The following is a 23,297-nucleotide window of genomic DNA, read 5'->3' as shown; positions in this document are numbered from 1 at the left end:
GGTTCTATTTTTCCAACTCTTCTTCATCTACAACGGATTCATTCGCACGTCCAGTCCCGATAAGCTTAAATTTGGCTTTCGTGTTGACCTCAATATTCGGGAATTCTTCTTCCCATCTGGCCACATATCTTTTGTTCCAGTCGTTCTTATGCTGCCGATGCAAAATATTCCCAAAACCAATGACATCCGATTTATACTGCTCCTGCAGCTTTTTCACTGTCAGGGTTACACGGTCTTCAATCTCTTTTTCCAGCGCATGTTGAATGAGGTTCAAATTGTTCATTTCTTTCATGCTTAGTTTAGTTGAGTTTTCGAATAATTCACCACTCATTTTAACCGTTACATCAAATTGAATCTTCTCCCCCGAAATGTTCGATTTGAACTTGGTTTTCGCGCTAATAAGCTGGACGCTTACTCTGCCTGTCGATTTATCTTTCCCGGGTATAGCAACCGTCAGAACGGTGTTTTTCATCCTGTTTCTTAGCCATAATAAACATTCAGCTTCAGACCGGTTCATCCACCCGAGTAATTTGTCCTTGCGATAAATTCCGACACCGACCAGTCCCAGCCCTTGCTCGTCTTCTTTTGTCGGCTTGCCGCTCTGATCACTCAACGGTACGACCTGCATCTGGGAGCTGGTAGGCTCTATTCCTTTTTCAAATAAACGGTAAATAAAATCTCTAATGCTGGCGCTATCCAGCATGCTTGCTTTCTCTTCCTCCCTCATCTCCTCCGCTGTAAATATTTCAAAGTTCGCAGGAGCTTTCAATAACTCGATGGCCTCTCCCCGTGTCGTCAGCAAATAGCTGTTCCCCCGGGCCTCCCGATGCCTGGAGAAGAAATCAATAGCGGGTGCAATACCTGCTCTGGCCAGTTTTTCACCCACGATTATGACCCGATTATGAGAGAAAATAAGCTGACGAGGGATCTTTTTCTGAATCACGTTAAGCGCATCCATGATTGTATCCCCTTTGGCAGAGAGAATCAGGGTAGCATTTTCACTGGAACCGCCCTTCTCACTCATTCCCTTGGTCATTTTCATTTTTAGAATCTGTACACTTAATTTGTACTTTCCATCTTGGGCAAGGTCGATGGCTGACGCTGTGACGATGGCGACATCGTTTAATTCTATCCTGCTCCAGCAACCGGTCTGCAAACTAAGGATGAGCAGCGTGAGCAACAGAAGGATCAGTTTTCTCATCACGACCTCGCATAGAACCATTTATTTTTGAGTCGGTCTCCGGTGAAACAAAGAGGACAGGATAGGAGTATGATGACTCTCTCCGTCTGATTGGGAGGACTTCGTCATCTTCACCCAGTTGGCCCGGAATAAGACATCTTTGAGATCACCTGCACGCAAAGGAGACAAGGGTGACATATAGGGAACACCAAATGACTGGAGATTAAGCATATGAAGCAGCAACAACAGTACCAGCATTAAGATGCCATAGAGGCCAAATGTTGCAGCTGCAATCATCATGGGAAAACGAAGCAGCCGGAAAGCAAGTCCCAATTGAAAGCTTGGGAACAAAAAGGAAGCGATGCCGGTCATTGACACAATGATCAATAGTGGTGAAGATACAATACCAGCTGCTACGGCCGCCTGACCAATAACCAAGGCTCCCACAATGCTTACCCCTTGTCCTACCGGACGCGGAAGACGGACACCGGCCTCCCGCAATCCCTCAAAAGCAACCTCCATCAGCAAAGCCTCCACAAAGGCGGGAAATGGTACCGTTTCCCGGGAAGAAGCAATACTGATTAGCAGCATCGTCGGTATCATTTCATGATGATAGGTAGTTAGCGCAATGTAGAGAGACGGCAGAAGCAGAGAAGAAACAACGGCGATAAAACGCAAAATACGAATAGCAGAAGCAACAAAATACCGTTGATAATAATCTTCAGGGGTTTGCAGCAGTTGAAAAAAAGTACCTGGGACAACTATGACGAACGGCGTGTTGTCCACGATGATGGCGACCTTGCCTTCCAGCAGATTTCCGACTACTTTATCCGGACGTTCCGTCACCAGCACTTGAGGGAATGGCGATACGGAATTATCCTCAATCAGTTCCTCCACATAACCGCTTTCCAATATAGCGTCAATTTGAATCCGGCCGACTCTCTCTTTTACTTCTGTAATTAAACTTTCTTTTGCAATGCCCTCCAGATAGGTAATGGCAATGTCTGTGCCGGATAACTTGCCTGCCGTACATATTTCCGTCTTTAACTGCGCTGTTTTTAGCCTTCTGCGAATCAGACTGATATTGGTGCTTATGTTTTCTTGAAAGCCATCCCTCGGGCCGCGGATTACAGCTTCCGTAGCCGGCTCTTCAATGGATCTTGTCTCCAGCTCTTTCACGTTCAGGAATAAGACTTGAGTTGAACCATCCAGAAGCACGGCAAGCTCTCCCGATAAAATCCTTTCAACGGATGCCTGAAAATCATCGCTCCAGCTCGTTTGTGACGTGAAGCTGAGCTTTGACTGGATGGCGGCTTTATGATCGTCAGTTAGCCCCTCTGATTCTCCTGTCAGGCTTGATTCAATGGCATATTTCAACACGTTCATATCAACAGCACTGATATCACCCAGTCCGCTTAAAAAGATAAACGCACCTTGCTGCGCTGTATTCAATTCAAAGTGTCGGTACTGGATATCCCCGCATTTGTTAAAAACAGCCTGGAAGTGCTTGAAATTCACATCCAAATCTGCACTTAGCATATCACTGCTGGCAGCGCTGTCTCGTTGCTCGTTGGGTGCCAATTCAAAATCATCCTTTTTTTGCCTAACTGATTTTTATTAATATGGGCCAGCTGTTTTCGGATTATACGAATACAAGCGATATCACGGTGTGACATCGCTTGTTTCCTATATATAATCACACGCTGATAGGCAATTCACGGATCTTAAGCTTTCGTTGCTGGTGTCCATAGAAACCGGCCAGCGCAGCGGCAATCGCCATAAAGATAGCGCTGGATGCCACGCCGAATTGCAAGCCATGCCGCTCGACCACCCCCCCCCCAACGATGGGACCGATAATCTGTCCAGAGGCAAAAAAAGCTGTGGCTATGCTAAGACTTGCCGCATATGCGTGGTGAGGAACATGACGACGAAGGAGCGCAGTTGTCATCAGCGGCGGGGTAATGAAGGAAACCAGCCCAATCATGGCGGCTCCGAGCACCGTAAATAACATATGATTGGTGATTACCCCTATCACACCGATTGTCCCCAAGGTTAACCCCGAAGCCAGCGTATAACCGCTCGGCCATCGGTCAATGGCTTTGCCTCCGATCCATCCATTGAACAAACCCGCAAACCCGATTCCGGACCATATCAACCCGGCATAGAGGGACGGTATGCCTTTGCTCACGAGATAGGGAATCAAATAGGTGAAATAGATGATGTATCCCCAGCCGAAGAAGAAATAAGAAGCGATCAGAAACAAGAGCTTCTTCGGGTTCAACAGGAGATGATACACATGAACATTTTCTTTGACCCGTGAGCTCGATTCGGTCTGCGAGGGTAGTGGCTCGGCTCCCCTTTTTCTGGTGACAAACTCGAAACCAAGCGCGGCAATGACCCCGAAAACGCCCATGGCTACCCAAGCATACCGCCACCCTTGCAAGTGTAAAGGATCTATAGTTAAGGGGGCGAATAAACCCGTTATTAGTATGCCGGCAGATCCGCCTAGCCATATAAGCCCCGATGCCACTCCTCGTTCTTCTGGTCGAACAGCATCCATGGCAATGGACAGGACTAACACGGTTGCGTAAGCCGATAACAACCCGATTACGAACCGCCAAAGCCCCAGCGCAGTGAAATGATCACTAAAAGCCGAACCGATCAACGTCAATCCGAGCAACAAGCACGTCATCCGATTTAAGGCATGTTTGCGGTTTGGATAACGTGTGATCAAGGGAGACAGACATAATGTCCCGGCCAAATAACCGATAAAGTTAACTGTGCCAAGTATACCGAGCTGTCCGTAGCTCCCCCCGATCTCCCTCTGTATCCCAGGCAAGAACATACCGTAGGAGAGCCGGGAAAATCCAAGTATGACGACAAACAATAACGATGCCCATAGCGTAATCCAATTCAATGCGGATTTCGTACCCATATCCCCCATCTTCCCTCTCTGATGAACCTGTATCCTATCCTTGTCTTTGTATGTTGTACTGGATATAAGTCTACGATTGAACCGTTATCCTTCTTGCAAGACAATCTCCGCTTCGAAGCCCAGCTGCTCGCACAGCTTGTGTATACGGCGCATGTCCTGTGTGCTGGTAACCCACTCGCAACCGGAGATGGATGCCTCATGCGCTGCCCATTGCAGCATATAGACCAAGGCATCCGCATGGGGTTCCTTCGTAGCGAAGTCCTCCAGCACCAGCGCGTCGCCACGGACTGAGGCACACGCGTAGGCCCAGTGCTGGTCGGCAAAGCTGCGGGCGACCACACGCGTTTCGCCATCCGACTGGCCCTGCGTGGATAGCATTTGCAGCCATTTGCTATAGGCGCCAGGCCCGATCGGGGCTTTCGGGCTCCCCCATGCAAGTGAATCGGCAGCCAGCTTCCGCCATTCCTCATCCCCGGCTACATGCTTCCATTGCTCAAGGTGGATAGAGTCTTGGAAAGTCGGTTTGAATCGGACTTGCCAGCGGCGTTCGCCTGACCTGATGCCATCAGCTTGAAGCAGCTCGGATACAGGAACTATGGCAAGACCTTGGGCCAGCGTATGTTGAACAAGCGATTTAACAGCTTGCGGCGTTTCCTTGGCGATTTCGTTGGCATGAAAAATTAAAATCGAACCTTTGACCAGATGAGGTATCACCCGCTCCACAAGCTGCGCGCTTGGCGGTCCCGACCAGTCCACGGTATCCTCCCCTTCGATGAGCAGATAATTCCACTCCCGGAGCCATTCCAAATTCTCCTCCCCATAAGAGGCGTAAGGAAAACGCATAAAGGTTGGGGCTGGCCTTCCCGTTGCTTCCTGATAAGCGAGCTCAGCCAGCTTCAGCTCTTCGAAGAAAACGGCTTTGCTCACATCTGCCATTCTGCGATGATGGTAGGTATGTGTGGTGAGCTCATGGCCCCTGGCTAGCATTTCTCTTGCTTTCGCGGGGTACCGATCGAACCACTCGCCTGTTAAAAAGAACGTCCCGCGCGCGCCACCCTGCTCCAAGGCATCCAGCCAGGCGTCAATCGATATCCGCATCGGACCGTCATCGAACGTAAAGGCACAGTGAGAAACCGCTGAATTGCCGTGAGTAATAACCAATTTTGTCATTGTAAATCCCCCTTCTGTGGTATCTATCCAACAAGATACCGTTGTCCCTATTGTAAAATCACGGTAATGTTTTGTAAAATTGAATAATATGAATGAATGGTTCAAATTAATTAAACAAAGGTGATGACAATGGATCTTCGAGCTTTAAAGACCTTCGAGACTTGCGTGCGTTATGGACATTTTCTGAAAGCCGCCGAGGAACTCCAATATGCACCCTCTACGGTAACCCTTCAAATTCAGCGCCTCGAAGCTGATCTGGGTGTTTCCTTATTCGTACGCGACGGAAAACGCGTGATCGTGACTGAAGCCGGCCGATGGCTCTATCAGGAGGCCTCGACTTTACTGAAGTCGATCGGAGCTATGAGGCAGACCGTCTCGGATATTGCTGAGGGAGGCAGCGGCTCGGTGCGATTTGCTTCTATCGAGCCCTTCGCAAGCCAGCAGTTAGCGACCGTTATAGCCCGCTTCTGCAAAGCTCGACCGAAAGTGGAGTTATCCATGGAAGTAGGCGGCAGCAGATCAATTGCGGAGAGGATTCGTGCTGGCGAATTGGATTTCGGTATTTGCTCGGCTCCACCTTCGAAACACATGCTGGAGTTTGAGCCGCTGATCGAGGAAAGATTAGGGGTTATGTTAAATAGGAATCACCCATTAGCCGAACGAAACAGCATCACGGCCAGCGACCTGGTTGGGCAAACCGTTCTAGTCAAAGAACCAACCTGTACCTATCGAGAGCTTTGGGAAACGGCAATTTCTGAGGCTGGACAAAACGGGTTCGCTTGTATGGAGGTTGGAAGTTTCTTCGTCATTCAACAAATGGTGAAGGCAGAGCTCGGCATGGGAATTGTTCCGATATACAGCGGTCTGGAACAGGAGGGTTCCTTGGTTATACGACCACTAGCTGATTTGAACCCTCTAGTTACAATAGGCATTGCTTATAAAGATAAAAACTATCTAGGCCAGGCAGCATTATTGTTAATGGAAGAAATTAAACAGATCTAAACTGGACTTGCAGCAGTAAAAAAGGAACCTTCTTGCAAAATAACGCAGGGGTTAACGCCCTCTGCTCTCGAGGCGAACAGGTATCGCAAGCCAAAGAACCTCTGCTTGACCAGAGGTTCTAGTCCTTTTTTTGCATTTACGCTCTATTTTGGGATGCTTGTGCTTATAAGACTTAAGTAGCCGTCGAGACGTTGCTTAACATCCTTCCACTCACTAGCCAGAATGCTGTACAGCACGACGTCGTGTACGGTTCCGTCGGGTTTGATTCTTGCCTGCCGCAGGACTCCTTCTTGTACGGCCCCAAGCCGTTCGACGGCACGCTGCGATCTGACGTTGTAATGACTAATCGAAAATTGGACGCGAAGCGTGCGCAGGTGTTCGAAGCAGTAGTCGAGCAAAAGCCTCTTGCATTCGGTGTTGACGGAGGTTCTCCATACGCGGGGCGATAGCCAGGAGTAGCCGATCTCTGCATGGCGATGTCCCAGGCTGATCCCTGCGATTCTCGTTGTGCCAACGATGCGACCCGTACTTTTTTCGATTACGGCAAAAGGAAGCTGAGAGCCTTCTGCCCGCTCCCGCAGCGCTTCATCGACCAGGGCTAACGCTTGTTCCAGCGTCGTGATTTTCCGCCATGTAAACTCCCATATTGCATCGTCATGCAGCACAGCAGCCAGCTCTTCTTTATGCTCCGGCTCCAGCATTACGAGATCGATCGTTTGCCCCATCAGCTTCATTCCGACATCCATTATGGTCGTATTCATAGGATTGCGCCGCCTGTTCGTTTTGTTTTTTTGTCTAGTTCTATCATACCGGATAACGAGCGGACGGAGATTGGATGTTTTGTAAAACGACGCTGGAAAATGCTAACATAGCCAAAAGCCCCCGCCCGGTCATCCTTGACCAAGCAGAGGCTTCTACCTTCGCTCTATTCGCGTTTACTTGTTGTGCGAATTCACTGCCGCCCGCTTATCCGCCAGCATGCTGCCCGCTCCGATGGCCAGAGCCAAGCCCACCAGTATGGCTCCAACCCACGGAAGAGAAGCCAGCGACATATGGGTAATAACCCACCCGCCGACGAAAGCGCCCACCGCATTGCCGAGATTGCCCGCAGAATGGCTGGATGTGGAGGCTAATGCCGGGGCGTCCTTGGCGATGCTCATAATGCGCACCTGCAAGCCTGGCATAACGGCGAAGGCGCCTGCGCCCCAGACAAAGATCGTCACAATAGCGGCAATCTCGTTTTGGATCGTAAAGGTCAATGCCGTTAAAGCCACAACGACGACGGCATAGGTTCCCAGAAGCGAAGGCATGAGCTTCCAGTCCGCCAGTTTGCCGCCGACGATGTTGCCGACGGTTACGCCAACGCCGAACAATACCAGTATCCAGGTGACGCTGTGCTCAGCAAATCCTGTAATATCGACGAGCAACGGCGTGATGTAAGTGAAGACAGCGAACAGCCCCGCGTTGCCCAGCGCACAGATGAGCAGGAATACCATCAGCTTCGGATTGACCAGAGCCGCCACCTGCTGAAGAATACCGGTCGCCTTCGGCTGCTGCAAACGCGGGATTAATAGAATGATGCCGATCAACGCGATAACTCCCATCAGGGCAATAGCCCCGAAGGACGCACGCCAGCCCATATTTTGCCCGATGTAAGTGCCTAGCGGCACGCCTAAAATATTCGAAATGGTCAAACCGGCCATCATAACGGACACGGCGCCTGCTTTCTTGTCGGGCCGTACCAGGCCTGCCGCGATGACCGCCCCCACGCCGAAGAAGGTGCCGTGCGTGAGTGCGGTCAGTACTCTCGCACCCATTAGAAAGGCGTAATTCGGTGCGATTACGGCTAAGCCGTTCCCCGCGATGAAGAGCAGCATAAGCACGATCAACAGCTTTTTCTGCGGAATTCGGTGAGTCAGCAATGTAAGGATTGGGGCGCCGACCGCCACACCTAGTGCGTACATCGTGATTAGCTGGCCCGCCGCGGGTATGCTTACGCCCAGATCGCTCGCTACGTTAGGCAGAATGCCCATAATAACAAATTCGGTCATACCGATGGCGAAAGCGCCGACGGTAAGCGAGAACAATGAGATCGGGAAACTTCCTTTCGCCTCTCCCGGGAGGCTTTTATCTGGTTGCTTTAATTCCATGATGCCGTTATTCCATCCTTTCAATCTGTTAAATCATGCAGGAAGCGTCGATGCTTGTATTCAGTCCATAGAGAGCATTCTACTAGAAGTTAAACGAGATGTCTCTACTGTATAGAAATAAAAATCGGCTACCCACGCATAAGCTCGGCTTAAAACGCTTTCAGCTCAATTAAGTCGATCTAACCGACTTAACGTAATGATTGGCGCACCTACGCTGCATTTAAGCCGGTCTCATCGACTTATCGTTATCTCGGGACACTTTTAGCCCAATTAAGTCGATCTAATCGACCTTGCGAAACGATTGGCGCACCTTCGCTGCATTTAAGTCGGTCTGATCGACCTATTTTTAAAGGACAGGAAAAAAAAAGCCTGCTTCGCCGCAGACTTTGCTTTCCCCTCTATCGTGTTCATTCTTATCTTGAATCCTTGCATTCCTTTACTCATTCCGGCTATAAAGTCTGCGTCTACTTCTTCATGCTGGTATGGACTATCTGGGCTTCATTCTTCAAAATCATTTCATACAAGGAATCCATTAACTCCTTCTCATCATCAATAAACTTTTGTTGTATAGGCAACATCAATCACGAAAATAAAAAACCGCGATTATCGCGGCTTCTTCTGAATACTATGTCCTATCATACATGTTCCCTAAGTGGCGCTCATTTGACGTGCACGAATTTGTTCCCTGGCTTCATCGCTTATTAAAGCAGGCGTCCATTTTGGTTCAAACACAAGCTTCACTTCGGCTTTTTCTATTCCTTCGACCGATTCTGCCGCTTTTTTGACATCTGCTACGATTTGATCAACCAAAGGACATTCGGGAATGGTAAGCGTCATCTCTATGACGACTTTCCCGTTGCCTTTCTCTTCAATTCCGTACACAAGTCCAAGATCAACGATATTTATGCCGATTTCAGGATCGATAACCTCTCCGAGTGCCGTCATAATCTGTTCTTCCTTCATGGGCAGCCCATTCCTTTCGCTGTTGGCATTGAGTCATTACTCGTCATAGTATGCGTATGGAAGCACCCAAACAATCGGAATTAACATTCGGAATAGACCATTTACGTAAAAGTCAGCAGAGACGGAACATTTACGACCTGGCTCCAACATCTGAAATTCCAATGATGCCGCAAACTAATGGACATGCAATCATAAATAAGACCTAATTATGAAAGGCCATCCTTTGCAGGACAGCCTCTCTTAGATACCGCATATACTGCTGCCATTGCGCAGCTAAACTTGTCTTTGATGCATGACCTTAAATCCAGCATCTGAAGCAGTAACGTACTCGATATAATTCACGGAGCCGTTAAAGTTCAAGTAAGCTTCATACCGCATGCGTATTCCGGGTAAAGTAATGAAATCCAATACATTTTCCTTTGGAACCCACTTGCACTCGCTCGTTTCATCAGAAGTAGCCAACTCTCCACCCGCTGCAATGCAAACGAAATCAAACATGACCTTCGTAGGAACATCCGTCAAACCGTCATACCACTTATGGATCGCTGTATTCGATACAACACTAACTAAATGGCTGACAGTAGCGTCTATTCCACTTTCCTCTTTGATTTCACGAATTACGCCATCAATCAGGTTTTCTCCCACTTCCGTTATCCCGCCTGGATACACCCAGCCATCATCATGGGCTTTGACTAACAGGATGTTTCCCTTCCCATCTTCTACAATTCCGCCTGCCGATACAATATGTGTCGGAAACGCCATTATACAACCTCCTGATACCGTAAGTTGTATATTTATTCCTCATCCTCCTTGTAATTTCCTTCGTCTGCGGATTTGCTTCAGGCGTCTTACTCCAAAACAAAGCAATTTGTCTCTTGTCGTCCCTCCGCCTCAATAGCGATAACTTCCCTTGCTGCTTCTATAAATGATTCTATGATTGGTGAAAGCCACTTGTCTTTATGCCATAACATCTGTGTATATACGTGCAGGTCCGGTATTTGCCAGGGAAGTGCAACAAGTTCGCCCCGTTCAACTTCGGCCTTCGTCGTTATTTCAGGAAGAAAGGCAATGCCAATCCCTGCGATTGCACATTGTTTAATGGCTTCGGCATTTTGAAACTCTAAATACGTAATGCTATCAATGCCCTCTTGCTCAAATCCCCGGTCAAACATGGTTCGATACGTACAACCTTTTTCATTAGTCAAGAACACTTCTCCATGAAAATCTTCCAGCTTCAGTGAGGTTTGTTTCACGAGCGGATGATCTGGAGCGGCAAAAAAGCGGAAGGTTTCTTCCACCAACGGTTCTACGGTTAACCCTGTTGATCGAATGGTCTCGTCCAACATAAAGACGACATCCGCGGTTCCGTCAAAAAGTGTCTGTTTGAGCTGCTGATTAGGAACAGAGCGGAAGATGAGACGCACTCCCGGATGGCGCGAGCGAAACAGGCGAAAGACAACTGGAAGCCGATAGGCGCAAAGAACCTCGTTGGCGCTTATCGTTAGCGTACCGCTCAGATGTTCATTGTCATGAACGACGCTGCGGGCTTCGTCCAATTTTTCAAGAACGCTTTGGATTTGAATTAAAAAGCGTTTACCCGCAGATGTGAGAACAAGCTGCTTGCCCAAGCGGTCAAAGAGTCGAACGCCAAGCTCCTCCTCCAATGCTTTTATTTGCATGGTGACGTTGGAAGGAACGTAGTTCAGCACTTCCGCAGCCCGGCTAAAATTTAATGTGAATGCAACCGTGCGGAATGTATTCAGTTGGCGCAATTCCATCCTACGACCCCCGTTTGCTTTCAATAATTTTGAATACTACTTTGAATTCTGTTCACTTTTATTGAGGGTATCACGAATCTATACTAACAACAAGCCATACATTCTATGGTTTCATTTTGAAGGGAGAGACAACACGATGGATTATGAGATTTTCGATTTAGGTGACGTAGCCTTGCAATCAGGCGTAACGTTGCCTGGCGCTTTTCTAGCTTATAAGACTTATGGAAGGCTGAATGCACGGAAGGATAACGTCATCATCTATCCTACTGCTTTTGGCGATCAGCATGTTCAAAATGAATGGTTGATTGGAATAGGCAAAGCACTGGATCCGGAGAAATACTTTATAATCGTCCCAAATCTGCTGGGCAATGGATTATCTTCATCTCCCAGCAACACGCCTTCCCCATTCGACCGGACAAATTTCCCGCAGGTAACCATCTATGACAACGTTAAATTTCAGCACCGGCTGGTCACAGAGAAATTCGGCATTCAAAAGATCGCTCTCGTAGTAGGGTGGTCTATGGGAGGTATTCAATCCTTCCAATGGGGAGCAAGTTATCCCGACATGGTAGAACGAATCGCACCCTTCGCCGGAGTTGCGAAGACATGGCCGCAAACGTATGTGGTTCTAGAAGGAATGAAAGCTCCGCTCATGGCTGCAGCCCGCTACGCTTCCAGTAATCTAAACGGATTGACTTCGTCAGATATGCGTGCCGTTGGGCGTGTTTATGCCGGGTGGGGGCTGTCGCAAGCTTTTTACAGAAATGGACTGTATCGTGAGCTGGGCTTCGACACATTGGAGGATTTTATAGTCGGTGTCTGGGAGGATACCTTCATGAAGCTGGATCCGCATAATGTGCTGGCCATGTTATGGACAGGCCAATTTTCAGATATAAGCGCTAACCCCGCTTATAATGGAGATTTTGATAAAGCGCTCAAAAGTATTAAAGCGCATGCCTGCATCATGCCAGGAAGCACGGATCTCTTCTGCACAGCGGATGATAACGAATACGAGGCTAAGCTTATCCCTAATGCTGTTTTTAATCCGATCAAGTCAATCTGGGGTCATCTAGCCGGTCGCGGAATCAACAATGCCGATAATCAATTTATTGATGACAGTCTAAAACGATTGCTGGCGCTTGGTGCAAACGGGTAGATAGTTGAGACAAGATTAACTAAAAAAATCAAGCGATAGAAGGTTCTATCGCTTGATCTCTATTGCTACACTTTGCAATTGATGCCGCCGTCAATCGCTTCACTACATTGTACTGTCGAGCAGCTTCCTATCTATTAGAACGCACTAAGGAACATAGGTTATGCTGGAGGCACTGGACATATTGCTGCCATTCGAATTTTTCATGAAAATAACATAAATGATATGTACCCCGCTAACATAATCTGAATCAATATAATAGTTTGTCCCGAACGATAGCGTTACGTCTTTGATGATAAACTCCCCATCTTGGGTTTTTTGAATGCTTCTCACGACAACTTGATCACGGTGAACGGCATTCGGAGGATAGTTCCATTCAAGTGTACGTTCATTGCGTGATGCCCCTGTGAAATGAAGATTAGTGACAGGCGATAAAACATCTGCAAAGATCGTTGTAGCAATGCTTAACAATAAAATGACAGCAAATACAGTGGAAACAGAAGCTTTAAAGCCCAATCTTCTCAATAACATAACAATACCCCCTAGTGGCTTGAATTTATTCACACTATAAGTGTATTATAGAAAATAATGGATGTAAATCATTAATTCAATACCGCCAAAGAACATGAATTAGATCATAAGTGTCGGTCCAATTGCATAATGCTCCGTCTTCGCCACCGCCGTCGCTTCTCTCCATCCTTAAGAGGATAACTATATAGATCTCTTATTCGGCAATTACAACGTTTGAGATACGACCGGGTCATTTTCATCATCTCCGATTAAACGTTTGGAAGGAACTGATAATCCTTGATAGAATAACTATGAAGATGATCAGGTACTACATTTTGTGTCAATAAGGAGATAAAACTATGGCAAATAACAAATTATTAAGAATGGACAATGTTGGCATCGTTGTAGAATCCCTTGATGACACAATCTCTTTCTTCGAGGAGATTGGCTTGACGCTCGAAGGGCGAGCTACTGTCGAAGGTGAATGGGCTGGTCGCGTAACCGGGCTGGGTTCACAGTGTGTAGAGATTGCTATGATGATTACCCCGGATGGCCACAGCCGACTTGAGCTTTCGCGTTTTCTCACCCCGCCTACTATATCAGATCACCGAACTGCTCCTGTAAATGCCCTCGGTTATCTTCGCGTCATGTTCACCGTTGAAGGCATTGACGAAATGGTATCCAGACTCATCACTAAGCATGGCGCTCAGCTCGTTGGCGAAGTGGTACAGTACGAGGACTCCTACCGACTCTGTTACATTCGTGGAAAAGATGGACTTCTAATCGGTTTGGCGGAACAACTCGGTAATAAATAAGTGGCGTTTATCCACGGTCCCGAAATAAGGAACGAGGAAGTTAATGCCGGGACATATCCGCACCGACTAACCGCATCGCGGCCGGCAGCAAGCTGCCTTAACTCGGTGGGACTTCGTGATGCATGAACTTTTACGGCTATCAATGCAAAACCAAATTAAAGGGACTCAACTAACGGGTACGATAGCTCAATAAACCGCCTAGGATTTAACATAGCCAAAAAAAGCACCTCTCAAAAGCATATGCTTCTGAGAGGTGCTTCCTTTTGCTCATAGGACGCGATACAAGAAATCAATACAATGTCTGAACGGATTGAGGCGTAAAAGGAATAAGCTCCTCTATCTTGCCTTCTTGAATCTTGCGGACCCAAGCCGGGTCCGCAATCAGCGCCCGGCCGATGGCGACCAGATCGAACTCCTGATTCTCCAGTTTAGGAATCAAGCCATCCAGGCTTGCATTGCCCGAGCCGCTTCCAGTCGTGAAGAAAGTCGACACGTCACCTTCCAAGCCGACGGAACCCACTGTAATAGTCGGTTTGCCGGTCAATTGCTTCACCCAGCCCGCGAAGTTCAGCTCAGAGCCTTCGAATTCCGGCTCCCAGAATCGACGAGTCGAGCAATGAAAGATATCCACACCCGCTTTCACCAACGGCTCGAGAAATTGCTTCAACTCCTCCGCTGAAGATACGAGCTTCGCTGAATAGTCAATACCTTTCCATTGCGAGATGCGCAAGATAATTGTGAAGTCGGGACCAACAGCTTCACGGCAAGCTTTCACCACTTCTGCGGCAAAGGTCGTGCGTGCGATGAAATCGCCTCCGTAACGATCCGTTCTTTGATTCGTTTTCTCCCAGAAAAATTGATCGATTAAATAACCATGAGCGCCGTGCAACTCAATGCCGTCAAAACCGAGACGTTTGGCTTCTGCAGCTGCTTTGGCGAATTCCTGCACAATATGTGCAACTTCTTCTTCCGTGTACTCATTCACATTTCCGCGAGCGCCCATATGCCAGATTTGTGGGACGATCTTGCCTCCCGCTTCGTGAACTTCGGATACAACTTTAGCCCAGCCGTTCAAGGCTTCTTCGCCGTAAATGTGCGGGACGTCTTTCTGATTACTGGAATCGGCATGGTTAATGACCGTGCCCTCCGTTACGATTAGTCCAACTCCGTTTTCTGCTCTGCGACGGTAATAAGCCGCCACATCGGGACCGGGAACGCCGTTTGGCGATTTTTGACGCGTCATCGGCGCCATAACCGTCCGGTTAGACAAGGATAGGTTACCGAGCGAAAAAGGACGAAACAAAGATTGTACCGTTTGTGTATTAGTCATGATTACCCTCCATGATAGCTATTTTTAGAAGCATGCGCATGCATATAAATTACCGAAATAAAAGTATTCTGTCAAGTTGCTCTCATTTTAAAAGCTTTTGAATCAGATTTTCCAGTTCTTTCAAGGTTCCATCACCTTGAAGCTCCTCATTCAGCACCTGCCTGACGGTTGCAAGGGCTTGCTCATATTTATGTTCCCCTAATTCTGTAATCTTAGTATAGATGCCTCGTCGATCCATCGTGCAGGTGTGCCGTTCCAGCGCTCCAACACTAGGCGCTTCCATACGATCCACAAGACGCGACGTTGCGCTTTGACTTAACCCCACCTTCTCTTGGAGCTGCTGCAATCGCAGTTCTTTGCACGGGGAGCTGGATACGAATTTAAGGACGTAAAATTCCTTTAATGATATATCATATTGCCTCAGCAGCGCTTGTTCCAACTTATCGTTGACGCTGGAATGGATTTGGGATACAGACAGCCATAGATCCAGACGTTCGGTATTATTATGCAAGACTAGACCACCCCATGAATAATTGTTCGTACCGTACTTATTGTAGCAAGCTTGTCTGAAATGGTCAAAACCTTGATGTGCTGCGTTTCAGATTGGTATGCAGAATGGTTTCTGCTTGTCCGATAGGTCGATTGCACATAAGAAACACTTCGTACCGTTAGCCAATTAGCAAAGGCAGCCGATCTTTCTTGCCGGCTGCCTTCGTGTCTTTTATTTAGCTATCGCGGAATTTACTTTTGTAATGCTGCAGCACCTTTTTCAAGAAAGCTCTTGTCTCCAGCACTAACCAAGGAGTACTTGCCATCAGATACCTTAAGAATCGTCACCGTGCAATTGCCGATATCTTCACCTTTGTACTGTCCTGGTACAAATGCTTCCAAAATTGTGGCAATCTCACCTCCATGAGAAACAGCCAGTGCATTTCCGCCGCCTGCTTTCTTTGTCTCATCCACGATTTGTTGGATCGCCTGTTTCGTCCTTTCCGTGATTTGGCTGTAATTTTCGGCAGTCTTCGTTGGGTCGTTGGCTGCAATCGTATTGCTGATCTCTTCATCGCTCAGCTTTTGAACCAATGTACCGTATTGTGACCAATCCTCATCAAAAGTCAGGCCTTGCGATTCAAATATGGGGATCCACATCTCTGCATTTGTCTTTCCTTCATATCCTCCATAGAACCACTCACGAATACCCGTAAGTTCTTTGGCCATCAGACCTCCCCGATCCCCTTTTTCCAAAATATAGTGGGCAGTTGAGCGAGCTCTCCCCAGATCACTTGAGTATGCAGTTACGAATGAGATATCTTTTAAACCCTCCGCTACCTCTTTTGCTCCTTGTATGCCCTTGTCTGTTAATGGGGTATCCGACCACCCTTGCACTTGTCCGGTGGTATTAAAGAATGTTTTTCCGTGACGTACAAGGTAGATATAAATATCGTCGGCTTCCTGGTTTGCCTCTGTATTCGTTTGACTAATGGATGGCTTATCTTCATTAATTGAACATCCGCTAAAAATCAGTAATCCGATCAACAATATAGAAAAACTCTTTATCTTATTATTAAATATCATTTTTGATCTCCCCCATTATTATAGTGTTAAAAAGAAAAGTGCTTAACATGCCCGAAATGAAATTATTCAGATTCATACAAGAGTAATTAAGGGACCGATATAAATCATCGGCAGCGTACAAGATCGTTACTTAAATTGAATCAACCCATACGTCTTTGGTGAAGGTTACCAGTCACAGGGCAAAACACTCTGTCATCCACTTCATTAATCGATACATTCTAATCCCTCCCAAGTTATTATTTTCGTAATGTGCATGCTCAGTATATCTACAAATGACAGCGCTTTCTTGTTGTTCTTTGCGCAGGATAGGGGTGTTTTTTGTGGAAACATTTTTATTATTTTCTGTTTTGCACTTAACGGTCTGGGAATATACAGCAAAAAACACCCCTGCATGTTGTTAGCAAGAGTGCCTCTTGATTCACGAGAAAGCAGTAGAGGGGTGCGAAGAAATAGAAGTAGTGGTCGACTAACCCGACAAGGTAAAATTCCCATTCGTCAGGTATGCAAAAGCGGTTAAGGCAGATAGAGATAAAGAGGTTACGATCGGCAACACAAACTCCAGGGAGTTGCCAAACTTCAGACATCCTTTTATAAGCGGGCGATGCAGGATTGCGCATTTCCTTTGTATGATGAGCTTCAGGCCACCTCGACTCCATCATTTCTCAATTAATATAATCGAATTGGAATTTATTTCAGAATTGACGGTGGTCGATTCATAAAGCGCTAGAGTACATCAATTTATAATATTGAAGATCGTTAGGGTTGAGCCAAGCAATAAGTCTAACCGCGGTACGATTCTATACTTCGATAGTTCCATAGAATATTGCATATTGAATTCAAGGTATATAGAGTTTACACCAATCCCTCGATTCATTAACCTAAAAAAATACTGCACAAAATTTTCATTTTGTGCAGTAACCTCGTAATGTAATCTATATCAAGATTACTTGATCCGGCGCGACTTCCTGCTTTGGCGCTGTGCCCTTCGTCGCGATTCCAGAAAACGATTCAATGCTGTCCGTATTACCATGCGCCCAGGCTTCAATCCGCATGGTCTGTTACTCCATGGACATCGGACAAACAGGCAACTTCTATAACAATGTAATTTATCGCGCAGCCCATACCGTAAGCGAAGAAGTCGTCACCCTGCGGAGCAATATTCCCGTGACAGCTTGTGCTGCTCGTCGAATAGGCGAACCATTTTATCGGATAGCGCCAAAATGCTGTTGCCGCTCAGCAGCTCGCCGATCATCGGCGCGACGCCAAGCTCGTTCAGCAGCCGCGCCCGCAGCCGGATTGCCATCATGGAATCGAGGCCGATCTCCGGCAATGCTTTGGTCGTATCCACGGTATCAGCGGTGAAGTGCAGTAAATCGGCAATGATCGCTTCTACGTGCCGTTGCACGGCAAGCTCCCGCTCAGGCAGGGCAAGCGTCTTGATCGTCTCCATCGCAAGCTCGCCCGAAGCCGATGTGCCAGCGTAGCCGGGCTCATCCTCCTCCAGCAGCTCAAGCAGCGGTATGTCGTCGTACAGCTTGCGGAAGGCGCGCCAGCCCGCGGAAAGTGCTACGATTTGGGTCATGTTTTGCCCGATCAAATGCTCAAACAATCGCATACCGACGGCCGGGGTAATGATGTCGATACCATTCGTCTCGAAAATATCGGTCAGTTGCAGCTTCTTAACCATGCCGACGGACCATGGCCCCCAATTGATGCTTAGCGCTGGCAAGCCGAGGGAGCGACGATAAGCGGCGAGCGCATCCAGGCACGCGTTGCCTGCCGCGTAGTTCCCCTGTCCCGCCGCGGGAAGCAGCGAGCCGAGCGAGGAGAACAGGACGAAAAACTCAAGCGGCTGCCCGAGCATCGCCTGATGCAGTAACCATGCGCCTTTCGCTTTCGGATCGTATGCTTCGTCGAATATCCGGTCGTCCATCTGCATCAGCAGCACGTCCTTCACCGCTCCCGCGCAATGTACGACGCCGCGTATGGGCAGCGAGACGCTCGCTTCGTATTGCTGAATAAAGCCGGTCATCGCCGCTTCGTCGGTCATGTCTACGCCAACGACCGAAACATGCGCGCCCGCCGCTTCCAGCTCCCGGACAAAAGCGATCCGCTCCCCTTCCCGGCTGCCTGCAGTCTGCAGGTCCCACATCGACCGCTCGGGCAAGGGGTTCCGGCTGAGCAGAAGCAGGTGTCTAGCGCCTTTGTACACCAGCAGCCGCGCTACCTCCTGACCTATCGCACCGAACGCTCCCGTCACGAGATAGGCTCCGTCAGCCCTGCATTGCAAGGGCAGCGAAGACGGAGTCTCGCTGTCTCGCTTCAGCCGCAGCGCATAGCGCCGACTGTCGCGGTAAGCGATTTGATTTTCCGCGTCGCCGGCCGTCATTTCGTTTACAAGGCATTGTGCCGCCTCTGCGGCCGAAGCGAGCGGGTCCACATCGATCAGCCCTTTGCCGTACTGGCGCAGCTCCTGCTGGCCGATATACCGGCCTAGCCCCCAAGCTCCCGCTTGGAACACGGCAAGCGGGCGTTCCGCCTCGGGCACGCTCTGCGCCCCCTGCGTGACGATCCATACGCCGGTGTCGGCGTCGGTACGCGCAAGGCTCTGTGCCAAGTACAGGAGCGAGTGCGTGCCGAGGCTCTTGATCCGCGCCCATTGGTTGCCGAGCGGCCGGCCGGCCAGCTCCTCAGGCGCAGGCAAGTCGGCGTTCCAGACATGTGCGACACCGGACAGCGTCCCTCCTGCCACCTGCGCAGCATCAGCCAGCAGCCGGTCGTAATGGCCCGGGTTGGCCGGGTCGATCCGGCTGGCCAGAGCTTCGCCGCCGAAGGCGTACTCGTCCCCGGCGACGGCCAGCAAGCAGCGGCTGCCCGCTTTGCGCAGAAGCGCCGCCGCTTCTTCAGCGATGCTCTTGGCATCGGCCAATAGCAGCCACGTGCCGGTAGGCCGGCGGTCCAAGGCGACGGCTGTACCCGGAGCGGAGGCTGGAAGCTCGGCTGCCTGCCACTCCAGCCGGTTCAGCCAGCGTCGCGCCTGTAATCCGTTCATCCGGCTTGTCGCCGCATCGACGGACTGCTTCACAAAGTCGAGAAACTCGGCGACCAGCATGCCCCGCTCGTTATAAACGCGCAGATTGCCGCGGGTGAGCACCTCATTGCGCTCGACCATCTGGCTGTGCGCCCATAGACGCCCATCCGGCCTGGCGTAAAAGCGAATGCTCCCGATTCGCACGGGAATGCGGAACTCATGCCCGAAATCTCTGGGCTGCTCACCTTCAGCTGGAAATTCGGCGGCGAGCAGCGCTTGGAAGCACGCATCCATCAAGCTCGGATGGAAGATGTACTCCCGCGTAGCCGCTTCCTCCAAGGGCAACTCGATTTCAACCCAAGCTTCGTCCACCCCCAGATGAACCCGCTGGATGCCTTGGAATGCAGGACCGTAGTCGAATCCGGAATGTTTTAAAATGCGGTAAGCCATCGCTTTGTCGATAACCAGAGGCGTCCTTTGGCGGGCAGCCGTAATATCGCTGGCCACTCCCTCCGCATGGAGCTGAAGCTGCCTTACCCGGCCAGAAGCGTTCAGCACGAACGCCGAGCGCTGATCGTCCTGCGCAGAGAAGATGCGGAACGTGCCATTTTCCGTGTCCAGCACATGCTGCATGACCGCCGACGGCTGGCTCGCGGGCAGCGTCAAGCCACGATGAAACTCTAACTGCTCCAGCACGCAGCTGCCTTCGCCCAGCGACAACGCCTGCGTCAGCGTCGCCATCGCTCCCTCGATATACGCCGCCGCCGGATACAACACCTGGTCCAGCACGCGGTGATCGCGCAAATATGGGAGGCGGTGCAGCGTGATTTCACTTTCCCACGCTTGGACAGCTCCCGGCAGCGGCCTGCCGAGCAGCGGATGATCCTTGTGACCTTGGCGGATATGCCGGACAAATTCCGGTTCGTGCCAATAGCGCTTTTTTTGCCACGAATAGGCTGGAAGCGTCATCCATCGCCCTTGGCGATAGATCGCCTGCCAGTCCGGTTCAAAGCCTGCGGCATACAGCTCGGCCAGCCCGCGCATCATCGCTTCCGGCTCATCCTCCTTGCGGCGGATGGAAGCAACCACCAGACCCGGCTTATCGCTCAAGCATTCCGCCAGCGGTCCCGACAACACGGGATGGGCGCCGATTTCCAAGTAATTGGTATACCCTTGCTGGATGAGCTGAGCAATGGCGGACGCATATGCTACCGTTTCCCGCACGTTGCGCCACCAATAAGCGCCGTCGATCTCCTCGCCGCGAATCTCGCCCGCAGTTACGGAAGAATACAACGGAACGGATACCGGCCGGGACGGAACATGCCTTAAGCTCTCTATCAATTCTTCCCTGATCGGCTCCATATACGGGCTATGAAACGACGCTTGCACGCGAAGCTTGCGGGTGAACAATCCCTTCTCCTCTGCCCGCCGCACAGCTTCGGCCAAAGCCTCCACATCGCCCGACAGCGTGACGGAGGTCGGACTGTTGACCGCACCGATGCAGACCTTATCCTCCAGGTCGGCCAGCAGTTCCGCGGCTTCCTTCTCGGACACGGCGATGAACGCCATTCCCCCGGTGCCGCTCATCCGGTCCAGCAGCCGGCTGCGGTGGTAGACGACGCGCAGCGCGTCCTCCAGCGTGTAGACGCCTGCCTCGTGAAAAGCGGCCACTTCGCCTGCACTATGGCCGACAATCAAGTCCGGCACCATGCCCCAGGAGCGCCACAGCGCGGCGAGCGACACTTGCAGCAGGAAGCTGATCGGCATCGAGATCGCCGTTTCGTTCATGCGGCTGTCGGCTTCGTCCTTGCGAAGCTCCGCCAGCATAGACCACCCAGCAATCGGGGCGAACAACGAGTCACCGCGCTCCATCGTTTCACGGAAGACCTGCTCATGCCGCAGCAGCTGCCTGCCCATCCCGTACCATTGTGGCCCCATGCCAGAGAAAGTCCATACCAGCTTGGGCTTCTCTCTGGCCAGCTTTCTGCCGGAGAAGACGTTCTTTGGCTGCGCCGCATTGCCTGCCGAACCCGAGCCGTCCAACTGCGCGGCCAGTTCCTCGCGGTTGCGGAACACGAGTGCCTTCCGGTGGCTGTGGTGCTCGCGCCGTACGCCTGCGCTCCAACACAAATCCTCCAGCGCGAGCGGCTTCAGATGGCTGCTTTCCATCAAGTGTCGCCAGTACGCGGACAGCGTCTGTGCAAGCGCTTCGGCTTTGCGGGCCGACAGGGGCAGCACATACACCCGCTCCCGTACGTTATCCATGCCCGCAGCTTCTGCGCCCGCTTCCGAAGGTGCCAGCCCGGGCTGCGCTCCCGTTGCCTCGGCGCCGACCAAGACCGCCGCCCGCATGCCCTCGCCAGCTCCACCCGCCAGTGCCTGCTCGTTCGGCAAAGGCTCCCGCACAATGGCATGCGCGTTGGCACCGCCAAAGCCGAACGAATTAACAGCGGCAATGGCCGGACCTTCGTGCTCGGGCCATGGCTCCACGGCTGTTGGCACCTTCAGCCTCCAGCGGTCAAACGCAATCGCCGGATTCGGTTGCTGTAAATGCAAGTGCGGCGGAATTTGCCGATGCCGGAGACAGAGCACCGCTTTAATGAAGCCGGCGATACCAGCCGCCGACTCGGTGTGGCCGATGTTCGTCTTGCACGAGCCGACAAGCAGCGGCTCACTCACCGGCCGTCCTTCGCTGTACACCTCCCCGATTGCCCTGGCTTCGATCGGATCGCCAACTGGCGTCCCTGTACCATGCGCTTCGACATAACGGATGTCCGTCGAGTTCACACCGGCCTTGCGAAGCGTATCGCGGATCAGCCGTGCCTGCGCATCACCGCTCGGCACCGTAATGCCGGCCGTATGCCCGTCCTGGTTGACGCTGCTGGCGAGAATGACCGCTTGGATCTGGTCGCCCGCCTCCATCGCATCGGCCAGACGCTTGAGCGCAACGACTCCGACGCCTTCCCCGCGAACGTAGCCGCTAGCGGACGCATCGAACGTCTTGCAACGCCCTTCAGGAGACAAAAAGCCGCCCGCGCTCTCGACCACCGTATATTGCGGCGCAAATGTCAGCACCACGCCCCCTGCAAGCGCCATCGCGCTCTCCCCGTTGCGCAAACTCTCGCAGGCGAGATGCAGCGAGACGAGCGAGCTCGAGCAGGCGGTATCGACTGTCATCGACGGGCCGCGAAAATCGTAGATGTACGATATCCGGTTCGACAGCATCGTGGCCATGCTGCTGGCCGCCGTGTACGTGCTGACGCTGCGCTGGAACGGGTCGCCGAATTGCAGCGCGTGGTAGTCCAGCGCGAACGCACCGATAAACACGCCGACATCGGTCCCCCGCAGCTTCGCGGGTACGTGTCCGCCGTCTTCCAGCGCCTCCCAGGTGACCTCCAGCAGCTGGCGCTGCTGCGGGTCCATCCGTTCGGCCTCGTTCGGCGAGATGCCGAAAAATTCCGGATCGAACCGGTCCATGTCGTCGATAAAGCCACCGAAGCGGGTCACCATTTTGCCATTGCGCTCGCGGTCCGGATCATAATAATCGTCTACGCTCCAGCGCTCCGGAGGAACTTCGATGATGGCGTCTTGTCCGCTACGGAGGAATTCCCAAAATTGCTCCGGGCTATTCACCCCTCCGGGGAACCGGCAGCCCATGCCGACGACGGCAATGGCCTCCCGCATGTCTCGGCCATCGGCGGTTTG

The 23,297-nt window shown here is 50.8% G+C and carries 17 protein-coding genes; 3 read left to right on the top strand and 14 right to left on the bottom strand.

The window, feature by feature from the left end:
• Positions 1-4: 4 nt before the first annotated feature.
• From AC0YNW_RS06240 to AC0YNW_RS06225, 4 genes are all read right to left on the bottom strand, one after another.
• Positions 5-1,201 carry a Ger(x)C family spore germination protein gene (locus tag AC0YNW_RS06240; protein WP_475831189.1) on the bottom strand — a complete coding sequence of 399 codons (1,197 nt, stop codon included), beginning with the start codon at positions 1,199-1,201 and terminating at the stop codon, positions 5-7.
• A 21-nt stretch (positions 1,202-1,222) separates the two neighbouring features.
• Entirely contained in the window at positions 1,223-2,761 is a 1,539-nt protein-coding gene (locus AC0YNW_RS06235; protein WP_475831188.1) for a spore germination protein, read from the bottom strand.
• A gap of 115 nt (positions 2,762-2,876) precedes the next feature.
• Positions 2,877-4,115, bottom strand: coding sequence for a YbfB/YjiJ family MFS transporter (locus AC0YNW_RS06230; protein WP_475831187.1), 1,239 nt, complete (start codon positions 4,113-4,115; stop codon positions 2,877-2,879).
• 84 nt (positions 4,116-4,199) lie between these two features.
• A complete protein-coding gene (locus tag AC0YNW_RS06225) occupies positions 4,200-5,285 on the bottom strand; it encodes a polysaccharide deacetylase family protein (protein WP_475831186.1) in 1,086 nt (361 codons plus the stop codon).
• A 129-nt stretch (positions 5,286-5,414) separates the two neighbouring features.
• Between AC0YNW_RS06225 and AC0YNW_RS06220 the strand changes: the two genes are divergently transcribed.
• A complete protein-coding gene (locus tag AC0YNW_RS06220) occupies positions 5,415-6,287 on the top strand; it encodes a LysR family transcriptional regulator (RefSeq protein WP_475831185.1) in 873 nt (290 codons plus the stop codon).
• 143 nt (positions 6,288-6,430) lie between these two features.
• Here the strand turns inward: AC0YNW_RS06220 and AC0YNW_RS06215 are convergent, their stop codons facing one another.
• The 5 genes from AC0YNW_RS06215 to AC0YNW_RS06195 form a co-directional block, all read right to left on the bottom strand.
• Positions 6,431-7,048: a GNAT family N-acetyltransferase gene (locus tag AC0YNW_RS06215; RefSeq protein WP_475831184.1), complete on the bottom strand. Its 618-nt coding sequence runs from the start codon at positions 7,046-7,048 to the stop codon at positions 6,431-6,433.
• A gap of 174 nt (positions 7,049-7,222) precedes the next feature.
• The gene (locus AC0YNW_RS06210; protein ID WP_475831183.1) at positions 7,223-8,437 is read right to left on the bottom strand and encodes an MFS transporter; all 1,215 of its coding nucleotides are present in this window, start codon (positions 8,435-8,437) and stop codon (positions 7,223-7,225) included.
• Positions 8,438-9,085: 648 nt separating this feature from the next.
• The gene (locus AC0YNW_RS06205; RefSeq protein ID WP_475831182.1) at positions 9,086-9,400 is read right to left on the bottom strand and encodes a metal-sulfur cluster assembly factor; all 315 of its coding nucleotides are present in this window, start codon (positions 9,398-9,400) and stop codon (positions 9,086-9,088) included.
• A 273-nt stretch (positions 9,401-9,673) separates the two neighbouring features.
• A complete protein-coding gene (locus AC0YNW_RS06200) occupies positions 9,674-10,162 on the bottom strand; it encodes an NUDIX hydrolase (RefSeq protein ID WP_475831181.1) in 489 nt (162 codons plus the stop codon).
• A gap of 86 nt (positions 10,163-10,248) precedes the next feature.
• Positions 10,249-11,178, bottom strand: coding sequence for a LysR family transcriptional regulator (locus AC0YNW_RS06195; RefSeq protein WP_475831180.1), 930 nt, complete (start codon positions 11,176-11,178; stop codon positions 10,249-10,251).
• Positions 11,179-11,314: 136 nt separating this feature from the next.
• Here AC0YNW_RS06195 and AC0YNW_RS06190 point away from each other — a divergent pair, with 136 nt between their 5' ends.
• Positions 11,315-12,334 (top strand): alpha/beta fold hydrolase, encoded by a 1,020-nt coding sequence (locus tag AC0YNW_RS06190; protein WP_475831179.1) that lies wholly within the window; start codon positions 11,315-11,317, stop codon positions 12,332-12,334.
• A 144-nt stretch (positions 12,335-12,478) separates the two neighbouring features.
• Here the strand turns inward: AC0YNW_RS06190 and AC0YNW_RS06185 are convergent, their stop codons facing one another.
• Positions 12,479-12,862, bottom strand: coding sequence for a hypothetical protein (locus tag AC0YNW_RS06185; RefSeq protein WP_475831178.1), 384 nt, complete (start codon positions 12,860-12,862; stop codon positions 12,479-12,481).
• Positions 12,863-13,200: 338 nt separating this feature from the next.
• Here AC0YNW_RS06185 and AC0YNW_RS06180 point away from each other — a divergent pair, with 338 nt between their 5' ends.
• Positions 13,201-13,656 (top strand): VOC family protein, encoded by a 456-nt coding sequence (locus tag AC0YNW_RS06180; RefSeq protein ID WP_387479150.1) that lies wholly within the window; start codon positions 13,201-13,203, stop codon positions 13,654-13,656.
• A 289-nt stretch (positions 13,657-13,945) separates the two neighbouring features.
• Here the strand turns inward: AC0YNW_RS06180 and AC0YNW_RS06175 are convergent, their stop codons facing one another.
• From AC0YNW_RS06175 to AC0YNW_RS06160, 4 genes are all read right to left on the bottom strand, one after another.
• The gene (locus AC0YNW_RS06175; RefSeq protein ID WP_475831177.1) at positions 13,946-14,986 is read right to left on the bottom strand and encodes an NADH:flavin oxidoreductase; all 1,041 of its coding nucleotides are present in this window, start codon (positions 14,984-14,986) and stop codon (positions 13,946-13,948) included.
• 82 nt (positions 14,987-15,068) lie between these two features.
• Entirely contained in the window at positions 15,069-15,497 is a 429-nt protein-coding gene (locus AC0YNW_RS06170; RefSeq protein WP_475831176.1) for a MarR family winged helix-turn-helix transcriptional regulator, read from the bottom strand.
• Positions 15,498-15,727: 230 nt separating this feature from the next.
• Positions 15,728-16,561 carry a histidine phosphatase family protein gene (locus AC0YNW_RS06165; RefSeq protein WP_475831175.1) on the bottom strand — a complete coding sequence of 278 codons (834 nt, stop codon included), beginning with the start codon at positions 16,559-16,561 and terminating at the stop codon, positions 15,728-15,730.
• Between the two features lie 1,141 nt (positions 16,562-17,702).
• Entirely contained in the window at positions 17,703-23,276 is a 5,574-nt protein-coding gene (locus AC0YNW_RS06160) for a type I polyketide synthase (protein WP_475831277.1), read from the bottom strand.
• Between the last annotated feature and the right edge of the window lie 21 nt (positions 23,277-23,297).

The sequence above is a fragment of the Paenibacillus sp. J31R120 genome, assembly GCF_056269225.1.
Note: the sequence above shows the minus strand (reverse complement) of the source record. Positions and strands in the feature narration are given on the sequence as shown.